Consider the following 16,955-nt stretch of genomic DNA (forward strand, 5'->3'; position numbering starts at 1 on the left):
CGCCATGGGCCACGGCGACATTGCCTATTTCGGGATACGCCATCACGGGCCGGGTTCCGCCGACAGCCTGGTGCAGGCACTGCAGGATTTGAACCCGGTCGCCGTGCTGATCGAGGGGCCGATCGACGCCTCTGAGCTTCTGCCCATGCTGGCCCGCCCGGAAATGCAGCCGCCGGTGGCGCTCCTTTGCTATCCGGAGGAGGATCCGGCTTCGACAAGCTTCTGGCCTTTCGCCGAGTTCTCGCCCGAATATCAGGCGGCGCTTTGGGCTGTGGGCAATAAGACGACGTTGCAGTTTATCGACCTGCCGTCATCGGCACGATTCACCACTGCTACGATCGGTGGCGCGGCGGACGCCGATGCGACCGAAGCTATCCAAGCCCCCGAGAATGGTGACGCGGCTCCGCTACCGCGTGATCCGATAGCCATGCTGGCGCACGCCGCCGGTTATGAGGATGGCGAAAGCTGGTGGTCGGACATCATTGAACAGAACCCGGAACCCGGCCCCATATTTGCCGCCATCGCCGATGCGATGACGACACTGCGGGATGGCGAGGGTCCGATCGCGCAGCTCGAAGCAAAACGCGAGGCGCATATGCGGCTCGAAATCGCCGCGGCGCGCAAGGAGTTCGACGGGCCTATCGCCGTCGTCTGCGGGGCATGGCATGTGCCGGCGCTGCAGACCACCCACACGCAAAGAAACGATCAGGTCCTGATCAAGGGAATTGCGCGGCGCAAGACCACAATGACATGGGCGCCATGGACGGGACCGCGTCTGGCGCTGGAATACGGCTATGGCGCGGGCGTCGTCGCACCGGGCTGGTGCAAGCATCTCTGGCGTACGCGCGGCCGTCACGATGCGGCAACCCTGTGGCTTGCAATGATCGCGGCGGTGTTGCGGGCGAAGGGTCACCTGATCTCGACCGCTTCGTTGATCGAAGCTGAGCGGCTCGCCCGGACCCTCGCCGCAATTCGCGAGCGGCCGAAACCCGGGTTTGAGGAATTGCGCGACGCCGCGATTGCAGCCCTCTTCAACGGCGAAGCGTTGCTGTGGAGGCTGGTTGAGGCCGAGCTGCTTCTGGGTTCGGACGTCGGGGAAATTCCGCCCGACACACCGCTGGCGCCGCTGATCGAAGATCTCCAGCGCAACCAGAAGGTGGCGCGGCTGAAGCCTGAGGCGCTGGAACGGGAACTGTCGGTCGACCTGCGAAGCGAAAGCGGGCTGTTCCGCTCGACATTGCTGCATCGGCTGAACGTGCTCGGTGTGCATTGGGGCAGACTGACCGATGCCGGTCGCAGCCGTGGCACCTTCCGCGAGCGGTGGACCCTAGCGTGGGAACCGGAACATGCCGTTCGTCTGGTCGAGAACCTGATTTACGGTCCGACCATCGAAAAGGCTGCCAACGGTCGCCTGATCCAGATGATCAATGCTGCGGCGACGCTCGATACGCTTGCGGCACTGGTCCAGAGCGCCATCACGGCAGACTTGTCGGAAGCATCTACTGCCGGCCTCACGGCGTTGGAGGCACGCGCGGCGCGCAGCAGTGAATGCCTGGAGATCCTGGCGTCGGTGCCGCCGCTCGCCGACATTGTCCGCTACGGCGAGGCCCGCAAAACGCAAACGGACCGGCTGTCCGGGCTCATGGAGCGGCTGATCGTCGAAGGTGCGATCGCGCTTCCCTATGCTGTGCGCGACCTGGACGAGCAGGCCGCCGCGACATTGGTTGGTGCGATGCGCAAGGCCGATGAGGCGATCAGGCTGGTTGAACCCGGGCAAGACGTGCTGGACGGATGGCGCAACGGGCTGGCTGCCGTGCTGGACGCGTCACGGTCGACAGCACTGCTGGCCGGGTGCGCCGCACACCTGCTGTATGAAGCCGGTCGCCTGTCCGCCGAAGCCGCTGCCGGACTGATCGGGCGACCCCTGTCACCGGGGACGCCTGTCACTGAAGCGGCCGGGTTCTTCGAAGGCTTCTTCAGCACAGCCGGTCAACGGCTGATTTATGACGAGGGTCTGCGCGGTGCGGTCGATGGGTGGCTCAGATCCCTGGACGAAGATGCTTTCATCGCGCATCTACCGCTGCTGCGCCGTGTCTTTTCCAATCTGGACAGCATGGAACGCCGCCGGCTGATCGAAGCGGTCCTCGGCGGCGCCGCGCGCTTGCCGGCTGGCGTGACGCCGACGCCGGATGGCGGCGACGCATGGCGTCGACACCTGGGGCTGCTTGGACCATTGCTCAACGGAGAAACCGGCAATGGATGACGAGGCCGCAATGAACGAACCGGGCCCGCTCACTGCCGATGGCGGAAGGGAGCGCCGCTGGCGACTGGCGATCGGCGCCGATGACGAGGCGTCGCCGGCACTTTCCAGCGACGACAAACGGCTTTCGGCGGCGCTCGACGCGCTCTATGGCGACGGTACCAACGCCGGGGCCAGCGACCCCCGCAAGCGGCGTGGCGGCCTTGGCCGGTCAGCGCCGCGCGTTGCACAATGGATGGGCGACATTCGCTCCTTCTTTCCGGCGCAGGTCGTCCAGATCGTCCAGAAGGACGCCTTCGAACGGCTGGACCTGAAGCAGATGCTGATGGAACCGGAATTCCTCAAGGCGATCGAGGCGGACGTCAATCTCGTCGCCGACCTGATTTCGCTGCGCTCGGTCATGCCGCCCAAGACCAAGGACATCGCCCGCACGATCATCGCCGACATCGTCGCCAAGCTGATGCAAAGGCTGGAGCAGAAGACCGCCGAGGCGATACGCGGCGCGCTCGACCGGTCGAGGCGCACCAACCGCCCGCGTGCGCGCGATATCGACTGGCAGCGCACCATCTCGGCGAACCTTCGCCACTACCAGCCCGAGCACAAGACCATCGTGCCGGAAAAGCTGGTCGGTTTCATGCGCAAGCAGCGCCGGCTTGTCGATCTTGACGAAGTCGTCCTCTGCGTCGACCAGTCCGGCTCGATGGCGAGCTCGGTGATCTACGCCTCGATTTTCGCGGCGGTGATGGCCTCGCTGCCGGTTGTGCGCACCAAGCTCGTCTGTTTCGATACGGCCATCGTCGACCTTACCGAGGAACTCAGCGATCCCGTCGAAGTGCTGTTCGGCGTGCAGCTTGGCGGCGGCACCGATATCAACCAGGCGGTCGCCTATTGCGCCGACCGTATCGAGCAGCCAACCAAGTCGCATCTGGTGCTGATCACCGATCTCTATGAAGGCGGTAATGGCCAGGACCTGCTGCGGCGACTGGCAGCGTTGGTTCGATCCGGTGTAGATGTTGTCGTGCTTCTGGCGCTGACGGATCAAGGCCGGCCCGGCTACGATCCCACAATGGCAGGCTCGGTAGCAGCCCTTGGTATTCCCGTCTTCGCCTGCACGCCGGATCTGTTTCCGGGCATGATGGCTGCGGCCTTACGCCGCGACGATATCGGAGCATGGGCGGCAGGCGCCGACATCAAGGTGGTCCGCGCCGAAACGCAGGCGTCGAGCCCGTCACCAACTGCCATATAGGTTTGACAAACAGCAGCCCGTGCCTATCGTCGGCGTATTACAGGAGCGGCGCATGACAATAGCAACCGGCTGCGGTTTTGGCGGGTTTCCCGCATGCGTTCTTTGCAGCGAAAATCATCTCCGGACGCGCTCACAATCCTCACCTATCACTGCTCGCGTCGCATCACTGTATGCGCGCCAATCGCATCCGTGAGCGCTCTGTCCCCGCTGACCGCCGAGCTTCTGCCGCGACTTGAGGGTCGGCTGGATCGGTCGGCGATCGTCTCGGCCGATGAGGCCGGGCCGCGTTACAGGGAAGACCCCGACGGCAAGACCGGTGCGCGGCCGGAGGTCGTGCTGCGACCGCGCACTGCCGGCGAGGTGTCGGACATACTGCGCCTGTGCAATGAAATCGGGCAGAGGCTTGTGATCCAAGGTGGCCGGACCGGGCTCGCCGGCGGCGCTCGCGTCCAACCCGGCGAAGCTGTGCTGTCGCTGGAGCGCATGACTTCCGTTGAAGCCCTCGACCGCGAGGCGGCGACCATCATCGCCGAGGCCGGCGCGCCGCTGCAAACGGTGCAGGACGCCGCCGATGAGGCCGGCTTGCTGTTCGGCGTCGACATCGGAGCGCGCGGATCGGCCACCGTCGGCGGCAATGTCGCCACCAATGCCGGCGGCATCCGCGTGCTGCGCTACGGCATGTACCGGGCGCAGGTGCTTGGGCTGGAAGCGGTGCTTGCCGACGGCAGTATCCTGACCTCGCTCAAGGGTTTGGCGAAGGACAACTCCGGCTACGATCTCAGCCAATTGTTCATCGGCAGCGAGGGCACGCTCGGCGTGGTCACGCGCGCATCCCTGCGGCTGCATCCGAAGCCAGCCACCGAGGTCAACGCCTTCTGCGCGCTTGCTTCGCTGGACGCAGCGATCACGTTGCTTGCGCTGCTCAAGCGAAAGCTCGGGCCCTTGCTGTCGGCCTATGAGGTGAATTTCGCACCGCTCTATGGCGCCATGATCGCCGGAATGGAGGCGCCGGCGCCGCTGCCCGCCGGCTCGCCCGTCTATGTGCTTGCCGAGATACAGGGCAGCGAGCCCGACCGCGACGGCGAACGTTTTGCCGCGGTGCTGATGCAGGCGGTTGAAGATGGAGTGATCGACGACGTGGTCGTCTCGCAATCGCCGCGCGAATTCCGGGCGCTCTGGGCGGTGCGCGAGGAGGTCAACCGTTTCCTGTTTTCGATGGCAGGCCTGATCGGCGTCGATGTCAGCATCCCGCTGGCGAAAATGGCGACTTTCCTGCGCGAAACAGAAGCCGCCATCAGGGCCGTCGACCCTGGCGCCGACATCTACGTCTTCGGCCATCTCGGCGACGGCAATCTGCATTATCAGGTTCGCACCGCGGATCCGGCGGCCGCATACGGCATCGTGTACCGCGGTGTTGCCGCCGCCGGCGGCGGCGTCTCGGCCGAGCATGGCATCGGCCTCGACAAGAAGGAATGGCTGCACCTTGTGCGCAGCGATGCAGAGATCGCGGCCATGCGCCGCCTGAAAGCAGCCTTCGACCCGAACAACATCCTCAATGCCGGGCGCATATTCGACCTCGCGCCGGGCTGAAATCGAAGGCAGGTAGCGCTGGCCGGGTGCTGCCTCTATCTGGTCGCGCCCTTCAATTCCGCATGCGCAACCGCGATGCGGGCAGCAAGCGCGGCGTTGTTGCGGACCAGCGCGATGTTGGCCTTCAGGCTGCGGCCTTGCGAAAGCTCATTGATGCGTGCGAGCAGAAACGGCGTTAGTTCCTTGCGCCCGATGCCGCGCTTCTCGGCCTCAGCCACGGCCGCTGCGATCGTGCCGTCGATGAACGCCGGATCGAGCGCGTCCGCTTCGGGGATAGGGTTGGCGACGAGAATGCCGGTGCCGGATTCCATTTCGTCATGCAGCAGCATGGCTCGCGCGATCTCGTCCGGCGTGTCGAGGCGATGATCGGCCTTGAGCCCGCTGGAGCGGGTGTAGAAGGCCGGAAAATCATCGCTCCCATAGGCGATCACCGGCACGCGCTGAGTTTCCAGATATTCCAGCGTCTTCGCAATATCGAGGATCGACTTAACTCCGGCGCAGACGACGGTCGTACCGGTTTGGCCGAGTTCGGTCAGGTCGGCGGAGATATCGAAAGTGGCTTCGGCGCCGCGATGCACGCCGCCCACGCCGCCGGTCGCAAAAATGCCGATGCCGGCTAAAGCGGCGATCCGCATCGTCGCCGAGACGGTGGTTCCGGCCGAGCCGCCGCGTACCATGATGGCGGCGAGATCGCGCCCGGAAGCCTTGACCACGTCCTTTGCCGCTGCCAGCTCTTCCAGTTCACGGTCGTCGAGGCCAACCTTGATCTTGCCGGCGACCACTGCGATCGTGGCGGGAACGGCGCCGTTTTCACGCACCACGGTCTCGACACCGCGAGCAGTTTCCAGATTGGCCGGATAGGGCATGCCGTGGGTGATGATTGTCGATTCCAGTGCCACCACGGCGCGGCCTTCATCAAGCGCCGTAGCGACTTCGTCGTTCAAGTGGACAAGGGAAGGTTTCATATCATCTCGCTTTCAGGCAGGAATGCGATACATGCCGGCGGCAAGGAAGCGCGGCGACAGATCAGGATGGACGCTGGATTCGCTCTCGGTAGTCAGCGTGGCAAGCAGCGCGCCGGTGCGCACGGCATGAGCGAGCGGCTCACCCGAAAGCACCTTGTACAGAGTGCCGGCGATCATCGCGTCACCGGCGCCGGTGATGTCGACGGGCTGGGCCGGGACGGAGTGCATGGTCGTCACACCGCTCTCGGTCGCAACGGCAAATCCATGCGCGCCTACGGTCACGATCACCTCGCCAGCGCCGGCCGCGCGCAGCGCTGCCGCTGCCTCCTCCGGCGTCAGCCGCTTGTCGGCATCCGTCATGCCGAGCATCGTACTGGCCTCGTCATGGTTGGTGAACAGAAGGTCGATGCCGGTCAGGTCCTTCGGCAGCCGCGCTGATTTCGGCGACGAGACCGTGTCGACGGCGAGCTTGAAGCGCGCGCCCTGCTTGCGCGAGATCAGTGCTGCGAGGGTCGCAGCCGGCAGATTGCAGTCGATGAACACCCATGTCGCTGAAGCCAGATGCGGCCAGAAGCGGTCGAAATAGGACGACGAAAACAGATCGAAGATCTCCATGTCGGCAATGCCGAGCACGAGATCATTGTTGCGGTTGAGGATGGCCGCATATTCGGCCGTCGGCCGTTCCGTGGTGGTGATGACCTGACTGACATCGGCGCCGAGGTCGCGCAGGTGCCGCACCAGCGAGCGGCCGGTTTCATCGTCGCCGACGATCGAGACGAAGCTTATGTCGACGCCGAGGCGTGCAAGGTTTTCGGCGACGTTGCGGGCAACCCCGCCGAAGCTGCGATAGCCGTCGACCGGGTTCGACGTCTCGAAAATCAGATCCTTCTTGGCGTGGTATTTGCGGTCGAGCACCGCGCCGCCGACGCAGACCATGCGTTTGGACGTCGGCAAGACGTAACCACGGCCGAGAATGTAGCCCTTGTTGACGAGTTGCACGATGTGGGCCGCGACCGTCGAGCGGGCGATGCCGAGCACCGTTGCCATGTCCTGCTGACCGGCGAATGGGTTCGCCGCAATGAGGTCGAGAACCGCTTGTTCCTGTGCTCCAAGGTCGTCCATTGTTTTATCCGGCAGTCAAATTCAAGGCTTTCAATATTCAGACAACAGATGCTGTTGTCAACATTTGTTTGTTTCGCCGCATTGGCCACCGGCGCCCGCCAGCGGACTCCCTGGCCGCCTGACGAGGAGAGCGGTTGCGACGCATTGAAGAAAGGTACTTCACCAAAGAGGGCGAAACTTGCTCTTGGCGGCGTGCAGGACCAGGGGAGGACTGAGTGCCTTTACGCGAAACTGCGAAGGCCGCTAAGCCTTCAGCACCGAGACGGCCAATTCGCTGTTGTGGACGTATTCGTTGGCGTCAGGCTGCTTCTGCACGAGCAGGATGAACAGCAGGTCGGTCAGCGTCAGTTGTGCGTCGCGCGCGGTTATCGATGACGAGCGGGCGCGCTCTTCATCGGCGATCGTGTGGAGGCGAATGTCGGCAACCCGGCTCAGCGGATTGTCGCGAAGTCCCGTGACGGCGATAACGGTGGTGCCACGTTTGCGAGCGAGTTCGGCTATCCGCAGGGTTTCGATGCTCGCCCCGGAATAGGAGAGCGCGAACAGCACGTCACCTCGCCCAAGCGTCGAGACATTGGCCATTTGCACATGGCTGTCGCTGTCGTGCAGCACGTTGCGGCCGAGCTTCATCAGCTTGTAGGAAAAATCGCGCGCCACCAGCGAGGATGCGCCGACGCCGGCCAAATGAATGCGGCGCGCACCGTTCAACGCTTCCAGGGCTTTGCCGATTTCCTGCTCGGTGTTGGCCGCGACGGTCTGCTGCATCGACAAAAGCTTGCTGCCGATCAGCTTGCGCAGGATGACCAGATAGCTGTCGCCGACCTCGATCGAACCGTGGATCATGCCAGCCGGCACGTGCCATTCCTGCGACTTGGCCTCGCTGACGGCGAGCTTAAGCTCCTGATAGCTGGCATAGCCGAGCTTCTGGCTGAACTTGACGACGCTCGACTGGCTGCGGCCGATCTCGGCGGCAAGCCCCGCCGTCGATAGGCGGAGCATCTGGTCGGGATTGTCGACGATATAGCGCCCGATCTCGCGGTCGCCGGGCGCCATGACTTCGAGCTTGGCCTCGATCTTCTTCAGGACGGACATGCGTTCCCCCGTTGCCTGTCATCGACAATGCCAAGCCAAGGAATAAATTATTCCGTCCCTGATTGACAGCCAAGAATGAACCATCAAATCTCGACCGGTGCGGTTTCGGCCCAGCCTTCGGCATGTCGACGATTCGGCCATGAAAGATCGTAGACTCGGCGACAGCTCGGGATTAGGTCAGAGCCATGGACAAATTGCGGATCGTCGGCGGGCACAGGCTTGAGGGCGCGGTGACGATCTCCGGCGCCAAGAACGCGGCCTTGCCGCAAATAGCGGCGGCGTTGCTCAGCCCCTATTCGCTGCAGCTGACCAACCTGCCTGACGTGACCGATGTCGAGAATATGCTTGGCGTCGTCAGGCTCCACGGCGCCGAGATCACCCGATCGGCGCATGCTGCCACGATCGCCACGAGCGCTGCCGTGTCCAAGGAAACCACGTACGATACAGTCAGGCGCATGCGCGCGACGGTGCTGGTTCTCGGCCCACTGCTTGCCCGCTTCGGCCATGCCCGGGTCTCGCTGCCTGGCGGCTGCGCGATCGGCGCACGGCCGGTCGATATGCATGTCGCCGCACTTGCCGCACTTGGCGCCGATATCGCGATCGAAAACGGGCTGATCGTCGCGTCTGCGCCGAGCGGACTGAAAGGCGCGCGCATCGTCTTGAGTTCACCGTCGGTCGGCGCGACCGAAACTGCGATGATGGCGGCGACGACTGCAAAGGGAGAAACCGAGATCCTGAATGCGGCGCGCGAGCCGGAGGTGGCCGATCTTGCCGCCTGCCTGAACGCCATGGGCGCGCGGATCGAGGGTGCCGGCACGCACCGCATCCTGATCGAGGGCAGCACAGGCTGGCGCGCCGCCACGCACGACATCATCCCGGACCGGATAGAGGCGGGCACCTATGCCGTCGCAGCGGCTATCACCGGCGGTCAGCTCGAGCTGACCCACGCGCGGCTCGAGCACATGGCATCCGTCGTCCAGCTGCTCGAAGCAGCCGGTGTGAAAATATGGCCGGGCGACCGCGGGCTGATCGTCTCGAGAGACGGGCCGCTCAAGGCGGTCGACGTAACGACGGAGCCCTATCCGGGCTTTCCGACCGATCTCCAGGCGCAGTTCATGGCGTTGATGTGCTGTGCCGAGGGCGCTTCGCTTTCGCGCGAGACTATCTTCGAGAACCGCTTCATGCATGTGCCCGAACTGATGCGGCTCGGCGCCAACATCAAACTGCAAGGCACCATGGCGCTGGTGCGCGGAGGCGAGAAGCTGAAGGGCGCGCAAGTGATGGCGACCGACCTGCGCGCCTCCGTCTCGCTCGTGCTGGCAGCGCTGGTGTCCGAGGGCGAGACGACGATCAACCGCGTCTATCATCTCGACCGCGGCTACGAGCAGTTGGACCGCAAGCTCCGCCTGTGTGGCGCCCAGATCGAACGAATAAGGCAATGAGTGCCGGTGGGGCGTCTCCGCATTATTTCCTGGGCGTCGATGGCGGCGGAACCGGCTGCCGGGCGCGTATCGAAGACGAGGCAGGAACCGTGCTCGGGCACGGCCTGTCGGGCCCGGCGACAACGCGGCTCGGTATAGAGACGGCCTGGGCCTCGATTGCCAAAGCCTTTGGCGCGGCGATCGAAGAGGCAGGGTTCGCGGCGGCGGAAATCGCCAGGGTCCGCGCCGGCATCGGTGTTGCCGGCATCGGCCGTAAGGGTGCGCTCGAGGCGTTTCGTGGCATCGAACATCCCTTTGCGAGCATCGACTTCGTCAGCGACGGCATCGCGGCATGCCTTGGCGCGCATTCGGGTCAAGACGGCGCCATCGTCATAGCCGGGACCGGTTCGATCGGGCTCGGCTTTGTCGAAGGGCGCGACCTGCGCGTTGGCGGCTACGGTTTTCCGATTTCCGACGAGGGCAGCGGCGCCGATCTCGGACTGAAGGCAGTGCAGCTTGCCTTGCGTGCCCATGACGGCCGGCATGAGCGGACGGCGCTGCTGGCCGAGGTGCTGCAGCGCTTCAAGGACGATCCGTTCGAGGCGGTGGCCTGGATGGACCGCGGCAGCGCGACGGACTATGCCGCAATGGCGCCCATGGTGATCCGCCATGCCGACCAGGGCGATCCGGCCGGTCGGCGGATCGTGCAGGGCGCTGCCGAGCAGATCGACACGTTCGTGCGGGTGCTGTTCGAAAATGGCGCGCCGCGGGTTACGCTGCTCGGAGGTTTGTCCAGCCCGCTTGAGCCATGGCTCGCTCCCGACGTCCGCCGACGGCTGAAGCCGGCGGACGGCGATGCGGTTTCGGGAGCCATAATCCTGGCCAGAAAATCGCTCTGCCGCCAGTGATGCCTTGCCCGGCAAGGAATATAATATTCGTACTTTCCGTTGACAGAGGGAATATCGAATTCTAAAAAGTTAACGAAACAGAACCGGCACGGCCGGTACGGAGCCGACGGCCAGGTGCAGGCACTGGACGCCGCTTACCGCGGGCATCACAGTCCTGCTCGCAGTCGCACTTGAAAGTAAGCGAAGTGGTCGAACAAGGGTTGATGTCGGAGCTGGAGCGGCTGGTTTCCGAGGACCGGAACCCAAAGACGATGGACATCGATCTGTTGCCGACCCTCGAGGTGCTGCGCAAGATCAATGACGAGGACAAAGGCGTTGCGGCAGCCGTCGAGAAGGTCATCCCCGATATTGCTGCGGCCGTGGACCGGATCGTGAGTGCGTTCCAGAAGGGGGCACGCCTTGTCTATATGGGCGCCGGCACCAGCGGCCGGCTCGGCGTCCTCGACGCCTCGGAATGTCCGCCGACCTTCGGCGTACCCGAGGACATGGTGGTGGGCCTGATCGCCGGCGGCGTCGACGCGCTGATGCACTCTGCGGAAGGCGCCGAGGACGATCCGAAACAGGGAATAAAGGCGCTGCAGGACATCAAGCTGACCGCCGGCGACGTGGTGGTCGGCATCGCTGTCAGCGGACGCACACCCTATGTCATCGGCGGCTTGACCTATGCCAAGGAGGTGGGAGCCACCACCGTGGCGCTGTCCTGCAATCCTCGATCGACCATTGCCGGCATTGCCGATATTGCCATCTCTCCGGTGGTTGGCCCGGAGGTCCTCACCGGCTCGACCCGGCTGAAATCGGGAACCGCGCAAAAGCTGGTGCTCAACATGCTGTCTACCGCCAGCATGATCCGCATCGGCAAGAGCTATCAGAACCTGATGGTTGACCTCAATCCGAGCAACAAGAAGCTTGTCGCCAGGGCGATCAGGATCGTGATGCAGACGACCGGCTGCGCGGCGCAGCAGGCACGACAGGCACTCGATCAGACCGGCAATGATGTAAAACTGGCAATCCTGGTGACGATCACCGGCGTGGGCGTCGAAGAAGCACGTAAGGCGCTTGCCAACGCGGGAGGTTTCCTGCGCAAGGCGATAGGCGAAAAGACGGTGTAAGACTGCATGGATACTGGGCCGATGTTCCGGGGCGTGTGTCCCTTTGAAGCGGTCCGGCGAACTGCAAGGCATCAGGTTAACGATAATGGGAGACGACAATGGTACGGCACATTGGCAAGAAACTGCTTTCCGGCATGACGCTCGCGGCAATGATTGGAATCGCCGCGCTACCGGTGCGGGCGAGCGCGGCGACGCTGCATATGGCGTGGTCGCAGGACGCCACGGGTCTTGATCCGCACAAGCAGACGGCATTCTCCTCACTGCGGCTGCTGGAGCTGATCTATGAGCCACTGGTGCGGCTCGACGCAAACCTGCAAATCGCGCCCGCGATTGCCGATTCTTGGCAGTTCTCGCCGGACGGCAAGGAGCTGAGCTTCAAGCTCAATCCGAAAGCAAAATTCCAGAACGGCGCCGCCGTGACCTCGGCCGACGTCAAGGCATCGTTCGAGCGCATACTCGACGAGAAGACGGGTGCTGCCGCCCGCGCCAACTTTCTCTCGATCGCCAGCATCGACACGCCCGATCCAGCCACCGTCGTGTTCCACCTCTCGCAGCCGGACGTGCCGATCCTGACGGCGATGAGCGACGTCAATGCGGCGATCGTCCCGGCAAGCGAAATCGCGGCCGACTCGATCGGCACGACGACGGTCGGCTCGGGTCCGTTCAAGCTCGAGAAATGGGATCCGAATTCCAAGGAAGTGCTTGTCGCCAACAAGGATTGGGCAGGCGGCGCGACCGGCGTCGACGGCATCGATATCAGCGTGCTGCCGGACGAGACGGCGATACTGGCGGCGATGCGCACCAAGCAGATCGACTTCGCCCTGCTCAACGATCCGCTTGTCGCCACGCTGGTGCCCAAGGAAGCCAGTCTGCAGTTGAACCGCGTGCCGGTGCTTGCCTATCACGTGCTGCAGCTCAATCCCTCCCGCAAGCCGATGACCGAACTCAAGGTGCGTCAGGCGATTTCGTGCGCCATCGACCGGCAGGAAGTGCTGGACACCGCCTCGCTCGGCGAAGGCAAGGTCACCGGCCCGCTGACCATCCCGGCGCTGGCGACCGATCCGAACCAGTTGTTCTGCTATAAGCGCGACATTGAGAAGGCCAAGCGGCTGATGGCCGAAGCCGGCTATGCCGACGGCTTTTCGGCGACCGTGATTGGCGCCACCGGCGAGCCGCCGACGGCAGCGGCGGAAGCCCAGGTTATCCAGTCGCAACTCGCAGAAATCGGCGTGAAGCTCGATATCAAGATGATGGAGCTCAACGTCTATGTCGACGCCTGGCTGAAGGGCGACTTCGACATGGCCGTCGCGCTGAACGGCGGCAGGGCCGATCCCTACACTATGTACAACCGCTACTGGACCAAGACGGGCAATCTGCAGAAGGTCGCGAACTATATCGACGACACGCTCGACAGCCTTATGCAGAAGGGCCGCACCGAGACCGACCCGGCAGCGCGCAAAGCGATCTTCGCCGACTTCGAGAAGCACATCACTGAGATGTCGCCCTGGATCTGGCTCTACACGTCCTACAGCTACACGGCACAGCAGAAGAATATCGCAGGATTCGAACCGGTGCCGACAGGTTCGCTGTTCAGCCTCGCCAAGGTGTCGATCCAGTAGCTGCTTTGGTGCCGGACGAGAGGATATTCTTCGCGTGAACTATCTGATGCGGCGACTGGCGACCTTCCCTCTCGTCCTGCTTGGCGTGTCCATCGTGGTGTTCCTGGCGATCCGGATGGTTCCGGGCGATTCGATCACGGCAATGCTGGGGACCGAAGCCGGCCTGCTGACGCCGCAGCAGCGCGATGCGCTTGCAGCTTATTTCGGCATCGACCAGCCCTGGTTCATCCAGTACTGGCGCTGGCTGCTTGGTCTTTTCCAAGGTAACCTCGGCATTTCGTCCACCTATGGCAGGCCGGTGCTCGACGTCATCCTCGAGCGTTTCCCGCTAACGTTGGAGCTCGCCCTGCTGTCGATGGTCATCGCCCTGGTTGTCGGCATGCCGGCCGGGATCTTTGCCGCCACTCATAATGAAAAGCTGGCCGACCTCGGCGTGCGCGTTGTCGCAATGATCGGGCAGTCGACGCCGAACTTCGTCCTTGCCCTGCTGATCATCTACACGCTGTCGGCGGGGTTTGGCGTTTTGCCGGCGATGGGTGAGTTTTCGCCGCTGTGGCAGGATCCGCTGCGCAATCTCGGCCAGCTGTTGCTGCCCGCCGTGACGCTCGGTTTTGCCTTCGCGGCTTCGGTGACCCGTATATCGCGTTCGGCGATGCTCGATGTGCTCAGCGACGATTATGTCAGGACGGCGCGCAGCAAGGGCGTTTCGGCGCGCGACGTCATCTGGCGGCATGCTTTGCCCAACGCGCTCATCCCGGTCGTGACGCTGAGCGGCATAGAGTTCGGCTATCTCCTGGGCGGAGCAGTCATCGTCGAGCAGATCTATGCACTGCCCGGTCTCGGCCGCATGGTGCTGGATGCCATCCTGCAGCGCGACTACGCGCTGGTGCAGGGAAGCGTGCTGTTCATCGCCTTCAACTTCATGATCGTCAATCTCCTCGTCGACCTCGCCTATGTCGCGCTCGACCCGCGTATTCGGCTAAGCGAGCACTGATGGCGACCTTGCGGGCCATACTTGCGCACACCAGCGGCCGCATCGGCGGTGCCATCGTTGCGCTTTATCTGCTGCTTGCCGTGCTTGGCATGCTGGGCCTGACGCCGGACAATCCGCTGACGCAGCACCGGGTCGAGCGGCTGCATGCGCCTGACAGCACGTACTGGATGGGCACAGATCTGTTCGGCCGCGATGTCGCAAGTCGGCTGATGACCGGGATCGGCCAGTCCTTCATCGTGGCCTTCTTTTCGGTCGCCTTTGCGACACTGGCCGGCACCGTGCTCGGGCTGGCGGCAGCCTGGTTCGGGCGCCGCTGGGACGGCCTGGTGATGCGCATCATGGACGTTCTGCTGGCGTTCCCGGCGATCCTGCTGGCGCTGCTGATCGTCGCGGTTGCGGGACCGGGAACCTCGACCAGCGTCATTGCCATCGCCATCGTCTACACGCCGATTTTCACCCGCGTGGTGCGCGGCCCGGCTCTGTCGCTCAAGGCGCGCGAGTTCGTCGACGCGGCCCGCACGTTCGGCAGCAGCTCGAACTACATCGTGACACGGCATCTTCTGCTCAATCTGGTGGCGCCTCTGACGGTCCAGGTGACGCTGGCGCTGGCCTGGGCACTGCTGACCGAAGCCGGCTTAAGCTTCCTCGGGCTCGGCACGCAGCCGCCCGCCGCGTCGCTCGGCCTGATGCTGAGCGACAGCCGCAATCTGATGGAGACAGCTCCCTGGCTGATGATCTTCCCGGGGGTGGCGATCATGATCAGCATCCTCGGTTTCAACCTGCTCGGCGATGCGTTGCGCGATGTCCTCGACCCGAAGATGCGGAGATCGATCGCATGATCCCGCTGCTGTCCGTCAGCGGTTTGCGCGTCGGCTTCGGCCGCAACCCGAAAGCCAATGAGGTCGTGCGCGGCGTCAGCTTCGATCTCGCCGACGGCGAAACATTGGCAATCGTCGGCGAAAGCGGCTCGGGCAAATCGGTCACCGCGCTGTCGATCAATCGCCTTGTCGATTATGGCGGCGGCCGCATCACCTCGGGCTCGATCAAGCTGAGGCGGGCCGACAACAGCATTTTCGACCTGACCGCCGCGGCCGAGCCGCAACTGACGAAGATCCGCGGCGGCGAAATCGGCATGATCTTCCAGGAGCCGATGAGCTCGCTCAATCCGGTGCTGACCATCGGCAGGCAGATCGAGGAATCGTTTCGCCTGCATCGCGGCCTGACCGGTCGGCAAGCGACGGCGGCGGCCAAGGACGCGCTCGACCGCGTGCGTATTCCCGACGCTGCACGGCGGCTGAAATACACGCCCAACCAGCTTTCGGGCGGCATGCTGCAGCGGGTGATGATCGCCATGGCGCTCGCGTGCAACCCGCGCCTGCTCATTGCCGACGAGCCAACGACGGCGCTGGATGTTACGGTGCAGGCGCAGATCATGGCGCTGCTCGCCGAGTTGAAGCAGGAAACCGGGATGTCGATGATCTTCATCACCCACGACATCGGTCTGGTTGCGGGCATCGCCGACAAGATCATGGTGATGCAAAGCGGAGAAGCTGTCGAGCAGGGCGCGCTGAACCAGATATTGGACGATCCGCGGCATCCCTATACGCGGCATCTGCTGCATGCGGTGCCGCATTTCACCGGCGGCAGTGCGACACGCAGGGACGCGCAACGCGAAAAGCAAAAGGCTGCCGAGCCGGCGCTGAAGGTCGATAGCCTCGTGGTGCGATTTCCGGTCAAGGGTGGTTTTCTCAGCCGTACCAGCGGTGCCGTCCATGCCGTGGACGGTGTGGATTTCGAGCTGATGCCGGGCGAGACATTGGCGGTCGTCGGCGAGAGCGGTTCCGGAAAGTCCACCACCGCCCGTGCGATTCTGGGGCTGGTGCGCTCGACGCGCGGCACAATCTCGGCCAGCGCGCGCAAGGCCGCCGCCGGGCAGAGCGCCCTTCCCGTGCAGATGGTGTTCCAGAATCCCTATGGCTCGCTCAATCCCAGACTGACCATCGAAAGCATCCTCGCAGAGCCGGTGATCGCCACCGGCGGACGGATAACTGTTGAACCGCGGGCGAAAATGGCCGCGCTGTTGAAACGCGTCGGCCTTCCGGAAAACAGCCTGCAGCGCTATCCGCACGAATTCTCCGGCGGCCAGCGGCAACGCCTGTGCATCGCTCGCGCGCTGATGCTCAATCCTTCGGTTGTCGTCCTCGACGAAGCGGTTTCGGCGCTCGATGTGTCGGTGCAGACCAGGGTGCTGGAGCTCTTGATCGAGCTGCAGCGTGAATTCGGGCTGGCCTATCTGTTCATCTCGCATGACATGGCTGTCGTCGAGCGGATCGCCCATCGCATCGCGGTCATCTATGCCGGCCAGATCGTCGAGATCGGCGATGCCAGATCGGTGCTCTCGGAGCCGAAGCACTCCTATACCAAACAGCTTATCGCGGCCGTTCCCACCATAGACCGGCGGCATGAACGTTTCGAGCTCGACACGCGCCAGGTCCCCTCGCTCGTGCGTCCGCTGGGATTTGAGCCGGGCCCGGCCAATTGGCAGCAATTCGGGCCGGATCATAGAGCACGGGTGGACGTGTGATGATTATCACCCGAAAGCATGCAGAGTCAGACGGACAGCCCCTCG

General features: G+C 63.8%; 13 protein-coding genes. 10 read left to right on the plus strand and 3 right to left on the minus strand.

All coding sequences use genetic code 11. The features are described 5' to 3' along the window. Nucleotides 1-4: 4 nt before the first annotated feature. The 3 genes from RQ479_RS15745 (at nucleotide 5) to RQ479_RS15755 (ending at nucleotide 5,096) form a co-directional block, all read left to right on the plus strand. Nucleotides 5-2,263 carry a DUF5682 family protein gene (locus RQ479_RS15745; RefSeq protein ID WP_376705774.1) on the plus strand — a complete coding sequence of 753 codons (2,259 nt, stop codon included), beginning with the start codon at nucleotides 5-7 and terminating at the stop codon, nucleotides 2,261-2,263. Further along, a complete protein-coding gene (locus RQ479_RS15750; RefSeq protein ID WP_376705775.1) occupies nucleotides 2,256-3,506 on the plus strand; it encodes a VWA domain-containing protein in 1,251 nt (416 codons plus the stop codon). The genes RQ479_RS15745 and RQ479_RS15750 overlap by 8 nt, the downstream gene beginning before the upstream one ends. A gap of 198 nt (nucleotides 3,507-3,704) precedes the next feature. After that, nucleotides 3,705-5,096 (plus strand): FAD-binding oxidoreductase, encoded by a 1,392-nt coding sequence (locus RQ479_RS15755; RefSeq protein WP_376705952.1) that lies wholly within the window; start codon nucleotides 3,705-3,707, stop codon nucleotides 5,094-5,096. 35 nt (nucleotides 5,097-5,131) lie between these two features. Here RQ479_RS15755 and RQ479_RS15760 read toward each other — a convergent pair whose 3' ends face one another. The 3 genes from RQ479_RS15760 to RQ479_RS15770 form a co-directional block, all read right to left on the minus strand. Beyond that, on the minus strand, nucleotides 5,132-6,061 hold the full coding sequence (locus tag RQ479_RS15760) for a pseudouridine-5'-phosphate glycosidase (protein ID WP_376705776.1): 930 nt from the start codon (nucleotides 6,059-6,061) through the stop codon (nucleotides 5,132-5,134). A 12-nt stretch (nucleotides 6,062-6,073) separates the two neighbouring features. Next, complete coding sequence (locus RQ479_RS15765; protein WP_376705777.1) at nucleotides 6,074-7,183, minus strand: carbohydrate kinase; 1,110 nt, start codon at nucleotides 7,181-7,183, stop codon at nucleotides 6,074-6,076. 243 nt (nucleotides 7,184-7,426) lie between these two features. Further along, nucleotides 7,427-8,275 carry a MurR/RpiR family transcriptional regulator gene (locus RQ479_RS15770; RefSeq protein WP_376705778.1) on the minus strand — a complete coding sequence of 283 codons (849 nt, stop codon included), beginning with the start codon at nucleotides 8,273-8,275 and terminating at the stop codon, nucleotides 7,427-7,429. Nucleotides 8,276-8,460: 185 nt separating this feature from the next. Between RQ479_RS15770 and murA the strand changes: the two genes are divergently transcribed. The 7 genes from murA to RQ479_RS15805 all read left to right on the plus strand — a co-directional run bounded on the left by murA (nucleotide 8,461) and on the right by RQ479_RS15805 (nucleotide 16,910). Continuing rightward, the gene (gene murA / locus RQ479_RS15775; RefSeq protein ID WP_376705779.1) at nucleotides 8,461-9,717 is read left to right on the plus strand and encodes a UDP-N-acetylglucosamine 1-carboxyvinyltransferase; all 1,257 of its coding nucleotides are present in this window, start codon (nucleotides 8,461-8,463) and stop codon (nucleotides 9,715-9,717) included. Continuing rightward, the gene (locus RQ479_RS15780; protein WP_376705780.1) at nucleotides 9,714-10,604 is read left to right on the plus strand and encodes a BadF/BadG/BcrA/BcrD ATPase family protein; all 891 of its coding nucleotides are present in this window, start codon (nucleotides 9,714-9,716) and stop codon (nucleotides 10,602-10,604) included. The genes murA and RQ479_RS15780 overlap by 4 nt, the downstream gene beginning before the upstream one ends. A gap of 185 nt (nucleotides 10,605-10,789) precedes the next feature. Then, complete coding sequence (gene murQ, locus RQ479_RS15785; RefSeq protein ID WP_352718000.1) at nucleotides 10,790-11,713, plus strand: N-acetylmuramic acid 6-phosphate etherase; 924 nt, start codon at nucleotides 10,790-10,792, stop codon at nucleotides 11,711-11,713. A 98-nt stretch (nucleotides 11,714-11,811) separates the two neighbouring features. Further along, the gene (locus RQ479_RS15790) at nucleotides 11,812-13,332 is read left to right on the plus strand and encodes an ABC transporter substrate-binding protein (RefSeq protein WP_376705781.1); all 1,521 of its coding nucleotides are present in this window, start codon (nucleotides 11,812-11,814) and stop codon (nucleotides 13,330-13,332) included. Nucleotides 13,333-13,366: 34 nt separating this feature from the next. Further along, nucleotides 13,367-14,326, plus strand: coding sequence for an ABC transporter permease (locus RQ479_RS15795; RefSeq protein ID WP_376705782.1), 960 nt, complete (start codon nucleotides 13,367-13,369; stop codon nucleotides 14,324-14,326). Then, nucleotides 14,326-15,165 carry an ABC transporter permease gene (locus RQ479_RS15800; protein WP_376705783.1) on the plus strand — a complete coding sequence of 280 codons (840 nt, stop codon included), beginning with the start codon at nucleotides 14,326-14,328 and terminating at the stop codon, nucleotides 15,163-15,165. Before RQ479_RS15795 ends, RQ479_RS15800 begins: the two co-directional genes overlap by 1 nt. Further along, nucleotides 15,162-16,910 (plus strand): ABC transporter ATP-binding protein, encoded by a 1,749-nt coding sequence (locus RQ479_RS15805; RefSeq protein ID WP_376705784.1) that lies wholly within the window; start codon nucleotides 15,162-15,164, stop codon nucleotides 16,908-16,910. Before RQ479_RS15800 ends, RQ479_RS15805 begins: the two co-directional genes overlap by 4 nt. The last annotated feature ends 45 nt before the right edge of the window (nucleotides 16,911-16,955 follow it).

Origin of the sequence: Mesorhizobium sp. ISC25 (assembly GCF_042295465.1) — a bacterium.
Classification (GTDB): Bacteria; Pseudomonadota; Alphaproteobacteria; order Rhizobiales; family Rhizobiaceae; genus Mesorhizobium.

Excerpts from the sequence above, each read along its gene's own strand:
- RQ479_RS15765 (WP_376705777.1), bottom strand. The coding sequence starts at position 7,183 with ATGGACGACCTTGGAGCACAGGAACAAGCGGTTCTCGACCTCATTGCG.
- RQ479_RS15770 (WP_376705778.1), bottom strand. The coding sequence starts at position 8,275 with ATGTCCGTCCTGAAGAAGATCGAGGCCAAGCTCGAAGTCATGGCGCCC.
- murA (WP_376705779.1), top strand. The coding sequence starts at position 8,461 with ATGGACAAATTGCGGATCGTCGGCGGGCACAGGCTTGAGGGCGCGGTG.
- RQ479_RS15750 (WP_376705775.1), top strand. The coding sequence starts at position 2,256 with ATGGATGACGAGGCCGCAATGAACGAACCGGGCCCGCTCACTGCCGAT.
- RQ479_RS15800 (WP_376705783.1), top strand. The coding sequence starts at position 14,326 with ATGGCGACCTTGCGGGCCATACTTGCGCACACCAGCGGCCGCATCGGC.
- RQ479_RS15790 (WP_376705781.1), top strand. The coding sequence starts at position 11,812 with ATGGTACGGCACATTGGCAAGAAACTGCTTTCCGGCATGACGCTCGCG.
- RQ479_RS15745 (WP_376705774.1), top strand. The coding sequence starts at position 5 with ATGGGCCACGGCGACATTGCCTATTTCGGGATACGCCATCACGGGCCG.
- RQ479_RS15780 (WP_376705780.1), top strand. The coding sequence starts at position 9,714 with ATGAGTGCCGGTGGGGCGTCTCCGCATTATTTCCTGGGCGTCGATGGC.
- RQ479_RS15760 (WP_376705776.1), bottom strand. The coding sequence starts at position 6,061 with ATGAAACCTTCCCTTGTCCACTTGAACGACGAAGTCGCTACGGCGCTT.
- RQ479_RS15805 (WP_376705784.1), top strand. The coding sequence starts at position 15,162 with ATGATCCCGCTGCTGTCCGTCAGCGGTTTGCGCGTCGGCTTCGGCCGC.